Genomic DNA, 15,431 nt, shown 5'->3' on the forward strand with positions numbered 1-15,431 from the left:
GCCCGACGCCGGCCGGGAGCGGCCCCCCGGCGTACGCTTGCCGGGATGTCCGGCGATTACCACAAGCCCACCAAGTTCTCCGGGGCCAAGTTCGAGAGCATGCTCGGCGGCGAGGATCCCGCCACCATCAGCCGCGTGGCCCACGAGACCGCGTCGGCCCTGCTGGCCCGCGTGCGGGCGGATCCGGACCCGGCCGTCGTCGAGCGCCTCATCGCCTACACCGACGAGCACGGCATCGACGCGGTCGCCGAGCTCTGGTCGCGTGCCAGCCCGCGCAGCCTGCCGGGCGCGCTCTGGCGCCTGTACCTCATGCGCGCGCTCATCCGCCAGGATCCCGACGGCATCAGCCTCCTCTACCAGCGCGGCACCGAGGTGGCCACGACCATCGACCCGGTGGTCGCCGGAGCCACCGCGCCGACGGGGCCCGCGGAGATCGTCGAGCTCGCCGACAGCATCCTCCGGGGCCTCTTCACGGGCGACTTCGCGGTGGCCCTCGACCGCGCCGGCGCGTTCAGCCGGCTGGCCGCGCTCGGTGCCACGAGCGTCGCCGACGACCTCGACGCGACGGCGTCGCCGGAGCGCGCGGGCGACCTCACCACGCGCGCGCTCCGCCTCTCGCAGATGGCGGCCGACCTCGTGCAGTGCGCCCGGCTCTGGCGGAGCGAGCGGCTCGACTGACCCGTCGCCGCCGCGGATCCGCCCGTTCGCTGTGAGCGCGGCCCCCGGGACGACAGCCCGCGCCGACTCGGTTACAGTGGACCCTGGTCGGGCCGCAGTACTCCCGGGTACCAATATTCGCCGCTCCGAGCGGCCTCGCGCCGAGAGGCGTTCTGCGGCCCGGCTCCTCATCTCCCTCCTGCCCCACCGTGGAGGCACGGCCCCCGCGCGAGCGGCCGAGCGCTCCGCATCCGCACCGGCGAATCCCCACGGCCTGTGACCAATCCGCGATGCGGCTCGCGCCGAAGAGTCATCGTGAGGCGCTCACCCGCCTCGCATCCGTCACCCGCGAGGGTGCGACCCGCATCGGTCGGGTCCTGCCCGCGTGGCAGGCCGCCCGGCCATCCCAGATGTCCCGTTCCGCGGGATCCCGGCTGATGTGGGGCACCGGACGCCCGCTCTCCACCCATCCACACCCGACCGGAAGCATCACATGACCTCCCCGCAGCACCACCCCAGCTCGCCGGGTCCCGCCCTGCCTGCATGCGGTTCGCACGCGCGTCTGGGATGCTGGGGCTCGTGCCTTCATCGATCGAGCGTCCCGACCTCCCCGGTCCGGCGGACCCCGAGTCGAAGGAAGCCCTCCTCGGCCGCGTCGCCCAGGGCGACAAGCGCGCCTTCTCGGAGCTCTACGACCAGCTCGCGCCGCGTGTCCTCGGCCTCGTCCGTCGGCTGCTCGTCGACCACGCGCAGTCGGAGGAGGTCACGCAGGAGATCTTCCTGGAGATCTGGCAATCCGCTTCCCGCTTCGACCCCGCCAAGGGCGCAGCGACCACGTGGGTGCTCACCATGGCCCACCGCCGCGCGGTCGACCGCGTGCGCGCATCCCAGTCCAGCCGCGACCGCGACGTCCGCATCGGCATCCGCGACCACGAGCACGGCTACGACCAGGTGTCCGAGACCGTCGAGATCAGCATCGAGCACGAGAGGGTGAAGAAGGCGATGACGAAGCTCACCGAGATCCAGCGCCAGGCAGTGTCCCTCGCCTACTACGGCGGCTACAGCCACAGCGAGGTCGCGTCGATGCTCGACGTGCCCATCGGCACCGTGAAGACACGTCTGCGCGACGGCATGATCCGCCTGCGCGACGAGATGGGGGTCGCATCATGACCACCGAGGACGACATCCGCATGCTCACCGCGGCGTACGCGCTCGGCGCCGTCGACGCCGAGGAGGCGGCCGAGTTCGAGGCGCTGCTCGAGCGCGATCCGATGCTGCGCGCCGAGGTCGAGGAGCTGCGGGCCACCGCGGCCGACCTCGCCTGGACCACCGAGCCGGCCGATCCGTCGCCGCGCCTCAAGGTCGACATCATGGCCATGCTCGACGCCACCCCGCAGCTGCCGCCGCTCGCCGTCCCGTCCGCCGTGACGGACGATGACCGGCGCTCCGCGCCCGTCACCGAGCTGCGTCCCGCGGCGTCCACCGGCACCGGCCCTGTCGCCCCGTCGGCGTCCGCGCCCCGGGAGCGGCTGGGATCCGCGTCCGCCCGCGCCTCCGACCGCTGGTTCCGTCGGCCGGGCGCCCTCATCGGCGTCGCCGCGGCGGCCGTCGTGCTCGTCGTCGGCGGCGTGGTCGTCGGCACGAACGTGGGCGGTCCGGGCACGTCGCAGACGCCCGTCGCCTCCGCCTACGAGCAGGTCACCACGGCATCCGACGTCGTCATCGACAAGCGCGACGTCGTCGGCGGCGGCACGGCCACGGTCTACTTCTCCCCCTCCGAGGCCAAGACGGCCGTCGTGCTGAACGACGCGTCGCCGGTGCCCGAGGGCCACGTGCTCCAGATGTGGTACGTCAGCGCATCCGGACCCGTGTCCGCCGGGGTCATGCCGTCGGCGGACGGAACGGGTCATGCGGTGCTCGAGGGCAGCTACACGCCCGGCGACACCGTGGCCATCACGGTCGAGCCCGAGGGCGGATCCGAGCAGCCCACGACCGAGCCCATCGTGGCGGTCACCAGCACCTGATCCACCCCGCGCATCCCGCGCAGACGAAGGCCCCCGCATCCTGAGGATGCGGGGGCCTTCTCCGTGCGCTCGGCGGATCAGCCGAAGCGGCCGCTGACGTAGTCCTCGGTGGCCTGCACGCTGGGCTTCGAGAACATGGTGGTGGTGTCGTCGTACTCGATGAGCTTGCCGGGCTTGCCGGTGCCGGCGATGTTGAAGAACGCCGTGCGGTCCGAGACGCGGCTGGCCTGCTGCATGTTGTGCGTCACGATGACGATCGTGTACTGCGCCTTGAGCTCCTCGATGAGGTCCTCGATGGCGAGCGTGGAGATGGGGTCGAGCGCGGAGCACGGCTCGTCCATCAGCACCACGTCGGGCTGCACGGCGATGGCGCGCGCGATGCAGAGGCGCTGCTGCTGGCCGCCGGAGAGGCCGGAGCCGGGCAGCGCCAGGCGGTCCTTCACCTCGTTCCAGAGGTTGGCGCCCTGCAGCGACTGCTCGACGAGCGCGTCGGCGTCCGACTTGGAGATCTTGCGGTTGTTGAGCTTGACGCCCGCGAGCACGTTGTCGCGGATCGACATGGTGGGGAAGGGGTTCGGCCGCTGGAACACCATGCCGACCTGGCGGCGCACGAGCACCGGGTCGACGCCGGGGCCGTAGAGGTCGTTGCCGTCCACGAGCACCTCGCCCTCGACGTACGCACCCGGGATCACCTCGTGCATGCGGTTGAGCGTGCGGAGGAAGGTCGACTTGCCGCAGCCGGACGGGCCGATGAAGGCGGTCACCGTGCGCGGCTCGATCCGCAGGTTGACGTCCTCGACCGCCTTGAACTTGCCGTAGTAGACGTTCAGGTCGTTGACTTCGATGCTCTTGGACAAGGGGTTCCTTACCGTTCGGGTTCGTGGCCGGGGGAGCGGGCGCTAGCGGCCGAGCTTGGGGGCGAAGATGCGGGCGATGAGCCGCGCGACGATGTTGAGCAGCATGACGATGAGGATCAGGACGAGCGCGCCGGTCCACGCGCGGTCGACGTAGGCCGCCGCGTCGCTGCCCTGGTCGGCGTACTGCCGGAAGACGAACACCGGCAGGGTCATCATCTGGTCCTTGAAGGGGTTGTAGTTCATGCTCTGCGTGAAGCCGGCGACGATGAGCAGCGGCGCGGTCTCGCCGATGACGCGGGCGATCGCGAGCATGACACCCGTGACGATGCCGGCGAGCGAGGTGGGCAGCACGATCTTCAGGATCGTCAGCCACTTCGGCACGCCCAGCGCGTACGCCGCCTCGCGGAGCTCGTTCGGCACCAGCTTCAGCATCTCCTCGGCGCTGCGCACGACCACGGGGATCATCAGCACGGAGAGGGCCAGCGCGCCGCCGAAGCCGAGGCGGACGCCCGGGCCGAGGAAGATCACGAGCAGCGCGTAGGCGAACAGGCCCGCGACGATGGACGGGATGCCCGTCATCACGTCCACGAAGAACGTGATCGCCCGGGCCAGCCGGCCGCGCCCGTACTCCACGAGGTAGATGGCGGCCATGAGGCCGACGGGGATCGAGATCACGGCGGCGATGGCCGTGACGATCAGCGTGCCGATGATGGCGTGGAGGCCGCCGCCGCCCGCGCCCACGACGTTGCGCAGGCTCGAGTTGAAGAACAGCGGGTCGAAGCGCCCGGAGCCGTTCGTCAGGGCGGTGAACACCAGCGAGACCAGCGGGATGAGCGCGAGCACGAACGCGACGGTGACGAGGATCGTGATGACCCGGTCCTTCGCCTTCCGCTCGCCCTCCACGGCGAGCGAGATGCAGAACAGCGCGACGCCGAACAGGATCGTGCCGAACACCGCGGTGCCGACGATGTTGAAGCTGTCCGAGGCGCCCGAGAGCTCGAGCACCAGGAAGATGGCCGCCATGACGAGCCAGGACACGAGGAAGATCGCGGGGGCCGTGAAGCGGTGCAGCTTGCCGGCGGTGAGGGAGTTGGGCAGGGTGCTCGCGACGGGCCGCGTGCGGGAGGGGGCTGTCGTCGCCATTAGTTCGCTCCGGAGAAGGCCTTGCGGCGGCTGATGATGTAGCGGGCCAGCATGTTCACGGCCAGCGTGATGACGAAGAGCATGAGGCCGGAGGCGATGAGCTCGTTGATCTTGAGGCCGTACGCCTCGGGGAAGCTCAGCGCGATGTTCGCGGCCACGGTGTTGGAGTTCGTCGACTGGAACCAGGCGAAGTTCACGACCGCGGCGGGGGAGAGGACGATCGCGACCGCCATCGTCTCGCCGAGGGCACGGCCGAGGCCGAGCATCGAGGCCGAGATGATGCCGGGGCGGCCGAAGGGCAGCACGGCGGTCTGGATCATCTCCCAGCGCGTCGCGCCGAGCGCCAGCGCGGCCTCCTCGTGCAGCTTCGGCGTCTGCAGGAAGACCTCGCGGCAGAGCGCGGTGACGATCGGCAGGATCATGACGGCGAGCACGACGGCGACCGTGAAGATCGTGCGGCCGGTGCCGGAGACGGGACCGGCGAAGAGCGGGAACCAGCCGAACGCGTCGGTGAGGAACGCATAGAACGGCTGCAGGAACCGCGCCAGCACCGTGATGCCCCAGAGGCCGAAGACGACCGAGGGCACGGCGGCCAGCAGGTCGATCACGTAGCCGAGTCCCTGCGCCAGGCGGCGGGGCGCGTAGTGCGAGATGAAGAGGGCGATGCCGATGGCGACGGGGACGGCCATGAGCATGGCGAGCGCCGCGGCGTAGACCGTGCCGAACATGAGCGGCCCGACGTACGCCCAGAAGCCGGCACCGCCGGAGATCTCGGCGGGCGAGGCCGTGAGGGCCGGGATGCTCTGCACGATGAGGAACAGCGCGACGGCCGCGAGGATGACGAGGATGAGCGTGCCGGATCCGCGGGAGAGCCCGGAGAAGACGCGGTCGCCGACGCGGGCCTTCGGCTTCGCGTCCTGAGAGCTGCGGGGAGCTGCGGGGGCGGCGGCGACGTCGCGCGGCCGATCGGACTCGGGAGCCTGGGGTGGCTGCGGGGCGGCGGTCGTCATGGGTCGGGGTCCCTACGGTCTGGATGGTGGGGCTGCGGGCGGCGGTCCGCCCGTGGGGACGCCCCCTGACCCGCGCGAGCGCGGATCAGGGGGCGGGCGGAGGGTGCTACTTGATCGACTCGACCGCGGTCTTCACCTGGGCGGCGACCGTGTCGGAGAGCGGCGCGGCGCCGGCCTTGTCGGCGGCGAGCTGCTGGCCCTCGCTGCTGGTGACGTAGCCGAGGTAGGCCTTGACGAGCTCGCCGACGGCCGGGTCCTTGTACTCCTGGCAGGCGATGAGGTAGCTGACGAGGACGATCGGGTAGACGCCCGACTCGGTGGTGGAGTAGTCGAGGTCGAAGACGACGTCGTTCGCCTCACGGCCCGAGGCCTCGGGCGACGCCTCGACGACGGCGGCAGCGGCCTCCGGCGAGAAGCCGACGAACTCGTCGCCGACCTTGATCTTGGCGACGCCGAGGGAGCCGGCCTTGGACGCGTCGGCGTAGCCGATGATGTTGGTGCCGCCGGTGACGGCGTCGACCACGCCGGAGGTGCCCTGGGCCGCCTCGCCGCCCTGGTAGGGCCAGACGCCCTTGGGCTCCGCGTCCCAGACCGTCTTGGCCGTGGTGTTGAGGTACCTCGCGAAGTTCTCGGTGGTGCCCGAGTCGTCCGAGCGGTGCACGGCGGTGATGCCGGCGTCGGGCATCGTGGCGTCGGGGTTCAGCGCGACGATGGCCGGGTCGTTCCACTTCGTGATGGTGCCCTTGAAGATGCCCGCGGCGGTGGCGGCGTCGAGGTGCAGCTCCTTCACGCCGTCGATCTTGAACATGAGGGCGATGGGGGAGATGTAGGCGGGGACGTCGATCGGCTTGACGCCGTCGGCGCACTGGCCGAACGTGCCCGTGAGCTCGTCGGTCTTGAGCGCGCGGTCGGAGCCGGCGAAGTTGGCGTTCTGGCCGCCGGCCATGAACGCCTCGCGGCCGGCGCCGGAACCCTCGCCGGCGTAGCTGACGGTGACGCCGGGGTTGGCGGTCTGGAACGCGGCGTTCCAGGCCTCCTGGGCCGCGCCCTGCGAGGTGGCGCCGATGCCGTTGAGCGTGCCGGACAGGGTGGACTCCGAAGCGGTGCCCCCCTCGGCGGGCGCCTCGTTGGAGGCGCAGGAGGAGAGTGCGATGGCGGTGACGGCGGCGAGCGCTGCTGCGCTGCCGAGACGCGAGATCTTCACGTGATGAGGCCTTCCGGGTATTTCTTGCTGTGAGGAGGCAGGTGCATGCCCCTCGATGAAGCTATGTCGGGCTCTTGACCGGTTCGGCGGATATCGGTGAACGGGAGGTGAACAGACCGCGTGGATGGGCACGGGCTCAGGCGCCTGGGCGCACAGTGGTCGGTCGGGCAGCGTGCGGGGAGTCGGGAGGCCGAGCCCGTCAGGCCGAGGGCCCGTACGTCTCCACCGCGAGGATCCCCGCCGCCGGGTCCGCCGCCGACAGGTGCACCACCGAGAACTCGGCGGGCGACAGCATCCCGGCCCGCGGCATGCGGCTCGCGCGTGGCGTCTCGGTGGCGAGGGCGATCTCGTGCAGGATCTCCGGCAGCACCGGGCTGTGGCTGCAGAGCACGGCGCTGCGGGCCTTGCGCACGCGCTTCGCCACGGTCTCGCGCACGGATCCTCCGTCGGTCTCGTACGCGTCCTGGCTGATCCCCGCGTCGTCCTTCACCCGTCGGCCGAGGGCCTCGGCGAGGGGCGCGACGGTCTGCAGGCAGCGCTCGGCGGTGCTGCTGGTGACGACCCGCGGGCCGAACGCGAGCAGCGTCGGCACGATCGACCGCGCCTCGTCGCGTCCGCGCGCGCTGAGCGGTCGGGAGGCGTCCGGCCCGTCCCACTCGTACGGCTGCACGGCGTGGCCGTGGCGCAGCGCGATGAGGGCGAACGACCGGTGCGCGCCCGTCTCCACGAGCCCGGCGAACAGGTCGAGGATCTGCACCTCGCCCGGGTAGTCGAGGCGCTTGCGGGCGTTGGGGAGGGAGACCCACTCGACGCTCTCGACCTCGTCGTCCGGCTCGAAGCGGCCGGCCTCCACCATGGCGTCCGTGGCCTCGGCCGCCCAGTAGCTCACGGACTTGCGGCGACCGCCGGAGATGCCGTACTCGATGGCGCCGAGGGGCACGCCGAGCGCGACCCGGAGGCCCGTCTCCTCGTGCACCTCGCGGACGGCGGTCTGCGGCAGCGTCTCGCCGGGATCCACCTTGCCCTTCGGCAGGGAGGTGTCGCGGCGGCGCGCGCGGTGGATGATGAGCACCCGGATCCGGTCGTCGACCATGCGCCAGACCACGGCGCCCGCGGCGAAGACGGAGGGGGCGGGTGGCACGTCCTCCACGCTAGCGGGATCGGCGCCGGGCGCAGCGGTGCTCAGCGGAGCACGCGCCGCTTGCGCTTGGACACGATGCCCATCACCGCGGTCTGCAGGTCCTCCAGCGTTGTGCCGTCCGCGCCCTTGTTGCGGCGCGTCCACTCCCCGTCGGAGTCGAGGATCCAGGCGGAGGTCGTGTCGGCCATGGCGCGGTCGAACAGGTCCTCGATCTCCTGCAGGTGCGCGGGGTCCACGAGCCGCACGAGCGCCTCGACGCGGCGGTCGAGGTTGCGGTGCATCATGTCGGCGCTGCCGATGTAGGTGGCCTGGTCGCCGTCGTTGACGAACGAGAACACGCGGCTGTGCTCGAGGTAGCGGCCGAGGATCGACCGCACCTCGATGTTCTCGCTGAGCCCCGGCTGCCCCGGCGTGAGCGAGCAGATGCCGCGCACCCAGACCTGCACGGGCACGCCCGCGTTGCTGGCCCGGTACAGCGCGTCGATGATCTTCTCGTCGACGATGGAGTTGACCTTGATGCGGATGCCGCTCGGCTTGCCGTCGAGCGCGTTCTGCGTCTCCACGGCGATGCGCTTGAGCAGGCCCTTGCGCAGGTGCAGCGGCGCGACGAGCAGGCGCTTGAACTTCTTCTCGATGCCGTAGCCGGAGAGCTCGTTGAACAGGCGCGTGAGGTCCTTGCCCACGACGTCGTCCGCGGTGAGGAGTCCGAGGTCCTCGTAGATGCGGCTCGTCTTGGGGTTGTAGTTGCCCGTGCCGATGTGGCTGTAGTGCCGGAGCACCCCGCCCTTCTCCTGGCGGATGACGAGCGCGAGCTTGCAGTGCGTCTTGAGACCCGCGACGCCGTAGACGACGTGCACGCCGGCCTTCTCGAGCTTGCGGGCCCACGTGATGTTGGCCTGCTCGTCGAACCGCGCCTTGATCTCCACGAGCGCGAGCACCTGCTTGCCGGCCTCGGCGGCGTCGATGAGCGCCTCGACGATGGGGCTGTCCCCGCTCGTGCGGTAGAGGGTCTGCTTGATGGCGAGCACGTGCGGATCCGCCGCCGCCTGCTCGAGGAACGCCTGCACGCTCGTGGTGAACGACTCGTAGGGGTGGTGCAGCAGGATGTCCTGCTGCGCGATGGAGCGGAAGATGTCGGCGCGCGAGTTGTCCTCGGCGGGCTTCAGGGCGACGGCCGTGGTGGGCACGTTGTTCGGGTAGTGCAGCGACGGGCGGTCGAGCTTCGCGAGGTCGAACAGGCCGCCGAGGTCGAGCGGGGACGGGAGCGTGAACACCTCCTGCTCGGTGATGTCGAGCTCGCGCATGAGGAGGTCGAGCGTGACCGCGTCCATGTCGTCCGAGATCTCGAGGCGGATGGGCGGGCCGAAGCGGCGCCGCAGCAGCTCCTTCTCGAGGGCCTGGATGAGGTTCTCGGTCTCGTCCTCCTCGATCTGCACGTCCTCGTTGCGCGTGACGCGGAAGACGTGGTGCTCGACGATCTCCATGCCGGGGAACAGCGTCTGCAGCTGGTTCGCGATGAGGTCCTCGAGCGCGATGAAGTCGATGGGACCCGAGCGTGTGTCGGGCGTGAGCGGCATGAAGCGCGGGAGCATCTGCGGCACCTTGATGCGCGCGAACTCCTGGCGGTTCGTCTTCGGGTTGCGGATGCGCACAGAGAGGTTCAGCGACAGGCCGGAGATGTAGGGGAACGGGTGCGCCGGATCCACCGCGAGCGGCATGAGCACGGGGAACACCTGCTCGGAGAACAGCTCGTGCAGGCGGTCCTGCTGCGCCTCGTCGAGCGAGTCCCAGCGGACGATGCGGATGCCCTGCTCCTCGAGCGCCGGGCGGACGCTGTCGTTGAAGGCGGCCGCGTGCCGCACCTGGAGCCGGTACGCGGTCTCGTTGATGGCGGAGAGCACCTCGGCCGGGGTGCGGCCGATGTTGGTGGGGACGGCGAGGCCCGTGGCGATGCGGCGCTTGAGGCCGGCGACGCGGACCATGAAGAACTCGTCGAGGTTGCTGGCGAAGATCGCGAGGAAGTTGGCCCGCTCGAGGACCGGCAGCTCGGGGTCCTCGGCGAGCTCCAGCACGCGCCGGTTGAAGGCCAGCCAGCTCAGCTCGCGGTCGAGGAAGCGCCCCTCGGGGAGGGTCCCGTCGTCCTCGAGGAGCTCGTCCTCGTCGTCGAAGTCGTCCAGGGATTCGGCGACCGCCTTCGCATCCCCGATGTACGTCTCGCTGTCCATCCGCCCATCATGGCATCGCAGTGCGCGCTCCGACCTCCGGCAGGTGAACGCACGGTGAACCGCATCCGGGGAGAGCCGGGGGAGGCACGGGGATCAGGCGCGGCGGTACTGGACGTCGACCGCGGCGTCGCGGAACGCGGCCCGACGGTACAGCGCCAGCGCGGGCGCGTTGTCGGCCTCGACGTAGAGGTCGACCTCCTCGTGCCCGCGCTCGGCGAGCAGGCCGAGGCCGGCCGCGAGGAGGGCGGATCCGAGGCCGCGGGCGCCTCGGTCGGGATCCACGCCCAGCACGTACACCTCCGCCTCGCCGCCCTCCACCTTGAGCCAGTGGAAGCCGGCGAGCCGGCCGTCCTCGTCCCGGGCGAGGAGCAGCAGCGCCGGATCGAACCACGTCTCGGCGACGCGGTCGTCGAGGTCGCCGCGGGTCATCCGGCCCTGCTCGGGATGGCTCGCGAAGGCGCGCGCGTTGAGCGCGACCCAGTCGTCGGCGTCCTCCGGCGTGAAGGAGGAGAGCGCGAGGCCCGCGGGAATCGGGCGCACGCCGAGCCCGGTGCGCGCCTCCGCGACCGACGCGCGCAGCTGCAGGAGCTCGCGGGCGCGCTCGAGGCCGGTCGCCGCGGCGAGGGCGCGGGCCGCGGGGTGGTCCCCGTGCGCCCAGACGGAGACGGGGGATCCCGCGGCCTCCCCGAGCACGGCGTCGAGGAGCGCACGGCCGATGCCTCGGCGGCGGTGGGCGGGATCCACGACGAGCTCGGCCTCGACGCCGCCGTCGCCGCGCGCCACGACGGCCGCGCCGATCGTGCGGTCGTCCGTCCCGTCGATGCCGAGGAGGGCGGGCCCGCCCTCGGTGCCGAGCGTGAGGCGGGTCTGCTCGTTGAACGGGGCGACGCCGTCGGCCTCGCGGGCGCGGTCCGCGAGCGCGAGGGCCCGGCGCACGGCGTCGGGCGTCGGGCGGGCGCGGTCGACGCGGACGGCGTCAGGCGCGTCAGGCTCCTGCGGGGGCGGGATCGCGCTCACCGTCCTCCTCGTAGACGTTGAAGCGGTAGCCGACGTTGCGCACCGTGCCGATGAGCGACTCGAGGTCGCCGAGCTTCGCCCGCAGGCGCCGGACGTGCACGTCGACCGTGCGCGTGCCGCCGAAGTAGTCGTAGCCCCACACCTCGCTGAGCAGCTGCTCGCGCGTGAAGACCCGCGACGGGTGGCTCGCGAAGAAGCGCAGCAGCTCGAACTCCTTGAAGGTCAGGTCGAGCGGCTTGCCGTGCACCTTGGCGGAGTAGCTGGCCTCGTCGATGACCACGCCCGAGGCCTGGATCTTGCTGCCCGTGTGCTCGAGCGCCGCCCGGCCGATGACGAGGCGCACGCGCGCGTCGACCTCGGCGGGACCGGCGGAGTCGAGGATCACGTCGGTCGCGCCCCAGTCGGCGCTGACCGCGGTGAGCCCGCCCTCGGTGAGCACGAGGATGAGCGGCGTGCCGCCGCCCGTGGTGGTGAGGATCTTGCAGAGGGACTTCGCGCTCGCGAGGTCGCGGCGGGCGTCGACGAGCACGAGATCGGCCGCGGGGGCGTTCACGAGGCTCGACGCATCCGCCTGGATGTGCCGCGTCCGGTGGCTGAGGAGCCCGAGCGCCGGGAGCACGTCGGTGTCCGCGGACGAGGTCAGGATCAACAGCTGGGCCACAGGGATCCTCCATGGATGAATTCCCCCCATGATACGTGGGGCAGGATTGCAGGGTGACCTCCCCCTTGCGCAGCCTCCTCCCCGTCTGGCTGGCCGCCGCCGTCGGCGCGGTCGTGGTGGCGGTCGCGGTCGGCCCCGACGCGGCCCCGCGGTGGTTCCCGCTCGTCCTCGCCGCGTGCGTCATCGCGACCTTCGTGATCCAGCTGGCGCTGCCCCGCAAGACCGGCTTCGTCGACCGGGCGGTCGGCAGCGTCGTCGGCTCCGTGCTCGTGCTGGCGGCGGCCACGGCCGTCGTGCTGCTCGTGCCCGTCGCCGCCTAGGTCGGCCGGCCGGATCCGGCGACCCGTGGGGTAGATTGGGCACCATGTCGTCGCTGCTTGCTCTGGAACTCTTCTTCACCGGACTGCTGGTCCTGGCGAGCCTCTCCATCGGCTGGGTGTCGCTCGTCGTGGTCTACAACCTCTTCCGCGGCCAGCGCTGACCGCGCGCCGCATGATCGAGATCCCGACCGGCCTCCCCGCCGAGCTCGTCCCCCTGTCCTGGCTGCTCGGCGTCTGGGAGGGCACGGGCGTCGTCGAGTACGCCGTCGGGGACGAGGTCGTCCGCCGGGAGTTCGGACAGCGCATCAGCTTCAGCCACGACGGCCTGCCGCACCTCAACTACTCGTCGTACGCATGGGTCGAGGGCGACGACGGACCCGTCCCCTTCGTCACCGAGACCGGCTACTGGCGGCTGCGGCGCCGCGTCACCGAGGGCGACCCGGGGCCCGCGATGCTGCCGCCTACCGGGGAGCGCCCCTTCACGACGGCCGACGAGGTCGAGACGCTCCGCAACGCGGAGGGCGGCTTCGACGTCGAGGTCGCGCTCGTGCACCCGGGCGGCGTCAGCGAGCTCTACGTCGGGCAGGTGAAGAGCGCGCGCATCGACCTCGCGACCGACGCGGTGCTCCGCACCGAGGGCGCCAAGCCGTACACGGGCGCGACGCGGCTCTACGGCCTCGTGGAGCGCGACCTGCTCTGGGCGTGGGACATCGCGGCGCTCGGCCAGCCGCTGCGCACGCACGCCTCCGGGCGGGTGTCGCATGTCGACTGACCCGGATCCCGCCATCGCCCGCTCGCCCTTCCTCGACCTGCCCGGCGCCGTCGCCGCCGAGGGGCCGGACGCCGGCGTGCCCGCGCACCTCGGATCCCTCGTGCAGGAGCAGCGCGCGCTCGCCGCGGGGACCGCCATCGTGGACCTGTCGCACCGTGCCGTCCTCTCGGTCACAGGGGAGGACCGGCTCACCTGGCTCGACTCCATCACCAGCCAGTCGCTGCGCGGCCTCGCGCCGGGCGACTCGGCCGAGACGCTCTTCCTCGACCAGAACGGCCGCCTGGAGCACGCGGTCGGCGTGCTCGACGACGGCGTCACCACGTGGCTGCTCCTCGGTGCCGGAGACGCGGCGTCGCTGCTCGCGTACCTGCAGCGCATGCGCTTCATGCTCCGCGTGGAGCCCGCCGACCGCACGGCGGAGCTCGCCGTGATCGGCGCGCTGGGCGAGCCCGACCTCCCCGTCGCCGCGCCCGCCGGGGTGCCGCTCGTGTGGCGCGACCCGTGGGCCCACGTCGTGCCCGGAGGCCACCAGTACGCGGCCGCCGCGTCCCACCCGGGTGAGGGCTGGAGCTGGAGCGAGCGCCTCGTGCCGCGGTCCGAGCTGCCGGGCGTCGTCGCGCGGGCCGCGGCCGGCGACCTGCCCGTCGCGGGCGTCCTCGCGGCCGAGGCGCTGCGGATCGCCGCCTGGCGTCCGCGGTTCGCCACCGAGGTCGACGACCGCACCATCCCGCACGAGCTCGACTGGCTGCGGAGCGCCGTGCACCTCAGCAAGGGCTGCTACCGCGGACAGGAGACGGTCGCCAAGGTGCACAACCTCGGCCGGCCGCCGCGCCGCCTGGTGCTCCTGCAGCTCGACGGATCCGATGCGGTGCTGCCGGGCGCGGGATCCGAGGTGCGGCTCCCCGCCGCCGCCGACGGCACCGCGGGCGAGGTCGTCGGGGCCGTCACCTCGAGCGCGCTGCACCACGAGCTCGGGCCGGTCGCGCTCGCGGTCGTCCGCCGCGGCGTCGATCCCGCGCTCCAGCTCGAGGTCGTCGCCGACGACGTGCGCGTGCAGGCCATGCAGGACGTGATCGTGCCCACCGACGCCGGCCGCTCCGCCGACGTCCCCCGCCTGCCGCGGCTCGGTGCGGTCCGCCGCTGAGCGCGCGCGGGAGCGGTCGGCCCGTGCCGCCCGCACCCTGAGGCACCGGGCGGATCCGCGCGCCGCGATCCTGCGTCTCTGGGGATCCGCGCCCGCCGCCCTGCAGATCGCCATCGCGGCCACGGGCGGCTGGGCCTTCGCGCACCACGTCCTCGGCCACGACACCCCGCTCCTCGCGACGACCGTCACCATCACGAGCCTCGGCTTCGTGCGCGACGCGCGGCCGGTGCGCGTGCTGGAGACCGCGATCGGCATGACGGTCGGCATCACGCTCAGCGAGGTGCTGCTGCTCGGCATCGGCCGCGGGGCGTGGCAGCTGTTCGTCATCATCCTGGCGACCCTGCTGGTCGCGCGGCTGCTGTCGTCGAACTCCGCGTTCGCGGTCGCCGCCGGGGTGCAGGCCGTGCTCGTGGCGCTGCTGCCCGCGCCGCCCGGCGGCGTGTTCGTCCGCAGCGTCGACGGGCTCGTCGGCGGCGCGGTGGCGCTCCTCGCGACGGCGCTCATCCCGCGGGATCCCCGGCGGCAGGCCCTGCGCGAGGCCCGCCGCGTGTTCTCCGAGTGCTCGTACGCGCTCACCTCGCTCGTCACGGCGCTGCGGCTCGGCGACGCGACCGCCGCCGACCGCGCGCTGGACCGGCTCCGGCGCACGCAGCCGCTCATCGACGCGTGGAGCGCCGCGGCCGACTCGGCCCTGTCGATCGCGCGCATCTCGCCGTTCCTCCGCCGGCACCTGCCGGAGCTGCGCGCCCAGCGGCGCGTGCTCGACGGCATGGACCTCGCGGTGCGGAACCTGCGCGTCATCTCGCGCCGCATCGACTTCCTCGTGGTCGACGGGGTGCGCCGGCCCGTGCTCGCCGAGCTCCTCGCGACCGTGTCGAACGGCGTGAACCTCCTCGGCCAGAGCCTCTCGGACCCATCGGCCGCGCCCCTCGCGCAGCAGAACCTCGTGCTCGTGGCCGTGCGGCTGGATCCGCGCGAGCTCATCCCCGGCGCCCCCGTCGGCGAGGTGATGCTCGTGATGCTGCTGCGCCCGCTCCTCGTCGACCTGCAGGTGGCGGCGGGCGTCGACGCGGTGGCCGCACGGGCGGCGCTGCCCGACGTCTGAGCACCGGGCTGGCGCCCGCGCCATCCGGGGGCGTGCGCCGTCGCCCCGACGTCGCGTGTTGAGCATCCCCCAGGCGATCGTCTGGTGAGCGGTACCGTGCCGGGATCCGCGTGATCCACCCGCGGTCGAAAGGGCGCTCGATGGCGCCACG

General features: G+C 72.3%; 15 protein-coding genes. 7 read left to right on the forward strand and 8 right to left on the reverse strand.

Annotated elements, in window-relative coordinates:
• Positions 1–45: 45 nt before the first annotated feature.
• The 3 genes from ITJ44_RS13585 to ITJ44_RS13595 all read left to right on the forward strand — a co-directional run bounded on the left by ITJ44_RS13585 (position 46) and on the right by ITJ44_RS13595 (position 2,681).
• Positions 46–678 (forward strand): DNA-directed RNA polymerase subunit beta, encoded by a 633-nt coding sequence (locus ITJ44_RS13585; RefSeq protein ID WP_194636086.1) that lies wholly within the window; start codon positions 46–48, stop codon positions 676–678.
• Between the two features lie 546 nt (positions 679–1,224).
• Entirely contained in the window at positions 1,225–1,827 is a 603-nt protein-coding gene (locus ITJ44_RS13590) for a sigma-70 family RNA polymerase sigma factor (protein ID WP_086514237.1), read from the forward strand.
• The gene (locus ITJ44_RS13595; RefSeq protein ID WP_194636087.1) at positions 1,824–2,681 is read left to right on the forward strand and encodes an anti-sigma factor; all 858 of its coding nucleotides are present in this window, start codon (positions 1,824–1,826) and stop codon (positions 2,679–2,681) included. The genes ITJ44_RS13590 and ITJ44_RS13595 overlap by 4 nt, the downstream gene beginning before the upstream one ends.
• Before the next feature lie 77 nt (positions 2,682–2,758).
• Here ITJ44_RS13595 and pstB read toward each other — a convergent pair whose 3' ends face one another.
• The 8 genes from pstB to ITJ44_RS13635 form a co-directional block, all read right to left on the reverse strand.
• A complete protein-coding gene (gene pstB, locus ITJ44_RS13600; RefSeq protein WP_012298002.1) occupies positions 2,759–3,538 on the reverse strand; it encodes a phosphate ABC transporter ATP-binding protein PstB in 780 nt (259 codons plus the stop codon).
• 42 nt (positions 3,539–3,580) lie between these two features.
• On the reverse strand, positions 3,581–4,681 hold the full coding sequence (gene pstA / locus ITJ44_RS13605; protein ID WP_194636088.1) for a phosphate ABC transporter permease PstA: 1,101 nt from the start codon (positions 4,679–4,681) through the stop codon (positions 3,581–3,583).
• A complete protein-coding gene (pstC, locus tag ITJ44_RS13610) occupies positions 4,681–5,691 on the reverse strand; it encodes a phosphate ABC transporter permease subunit PstC (protein WP_194636089.1) in 1,011 nt (336 codons plus the stop codon). Before pstC ends, pstA begins: the two co-directional genes overlap by 1 nt.
• Positions 5,692–5,797: 106 nt before the next feature.
• Complete coding sequence (locus ITJ44_RS13615; RefSeq protein WP_194636090.1) at positions 5,798–6,895, reverse strand: phosphate ABC transporter substrate-binding protein PstS; 1,098 nt, start codon at positions 6,893–6,895, stop codon at positions 5,798–5,800.
• Positions 6,896–7,094: 199 nt separating this feature from the next.
• Positions 7,095–8,045, reverse strand: coding sequence for an NUDIX domain-containing protein (locus tag ITJ44_RS13620; protein WP_194636091.1), 951 nt, complete (start codon positions 8,043–8,045; stop codon positions 7,095–7,097).
• Positions 8,046–8,077: 32 nt separating this feature from the next.
• Positions 8,078–10,261 (reverse strand): RNA degradosome polyphosphate kinase, encoded by a 2,184-nt coding sequence (locus tag ITJ44_RS13625; protein ID WP_194636092.1) that lies wholly within the window; start codon positions 10,259–10,261, stop codon positions 8,078–8,080.
• Between the two features lie 93 nt (positions 10,262–10,354).
• Positions 10,355–11,278: a mycothiol synthase gene (gene mshD, locus ITJ44_RS13630; RefSeq protein ID WP_194636093.1), complete on the reverse strand. Its 924-nt coding sequence runs from the start codon at positions 11,276–11,278 to the stop codon at positions 10,355–10,357.
• Positions 11,247–11,939, reverse strand: coding sequence for a response regulator transcription factor (locus ITJ44_RS13635; RefSeq protein ID WP_194636094.1), 693 nt, complete (start codon positions 11,937–11,939; stop codon positions 11,247–11,249). Before ITJ44_RS13635 ends, mshD begins: the two co-directional genes overlap by 32 nt.
• A gap of 53 nt (positions 11,940–11,992) precedes the next feature.
• Here ITJ44_RS13635 and ITJ44_RS13640 point away from each other — a divergent pair, with 53 nt between their 5' ends.
• The 4 genes from ITJ44_RS13640 to ITJ44_RS13655 all read left to right on the forward strand — a co-directional run bounded on the left by ITJ44_RS13640 (position 11,993) and on the right by ITJ44_RS13655 (position 15,280).
• Positions 11,993–12,259, forward strand: a complete 267-nt coding sequence (locus ITJ44_RS13640; protein ID WP_194636095.1) for a hypothetical protein — start codon at positions 11,993–11,995, stop codon at positions 12,257–12,259.
• 172 nt (positions 12,260–12,431) lie between these two features.
• The gene (locus ITJ44_RS13645; protein WP_194636096.1) at positions 12,432–13,031 is read left to right on the forward strand and encodes an FABP family protein; all 600 of its coding nucleotides are present in this window, start codon (positions 12,432–12,434) and stop codon (positions 13,029–13,031) included.
• Positions 13,021–14,175 (forward strand): folate-binding protein YgfZ, encoded by a 1,155-nt coding sequence (locus tag ITJ44_RS13650; RefSeq protein ID WP_194636097.1) that lies wholly within the window; start codon positions 13,021–13,023, stop codon positions 14,173–14,175. Before ITJ44_RS13645 ends, ITJ44_RS13650 begins: the two co-directional genes overlap by 11 nt.
• The gene (locus tag ITJ44_RS13655) at positions 14,159–15,280 is read left to right on the forward strand and encodes an FUSC family protein (RefSeq protein ID WP_194636098.1); all 1,122 of its coding nucleotides are present in this window, start codon (positions 14,159–14,161) and stop codon (positions 15,278–15,280) included. Before ITJ44_RS13650 ends, ITJ44_RS13655 begins: the two co-directional genes overlap by 17 nt.
• Positions 15,281–15,431: the final 151 nt, after the last annotated feature.

This window comes from Clavibacter sp. VKM Ac-2873 (genome assembly GCF_015351075.1).
In the GTDB taxonomy this organism is placed as follows: domain Bacteria; phylum Actinomycetota; class Actinomycetes; order Actinomycetales; family Microbacteriaceae; genus Clavibacter.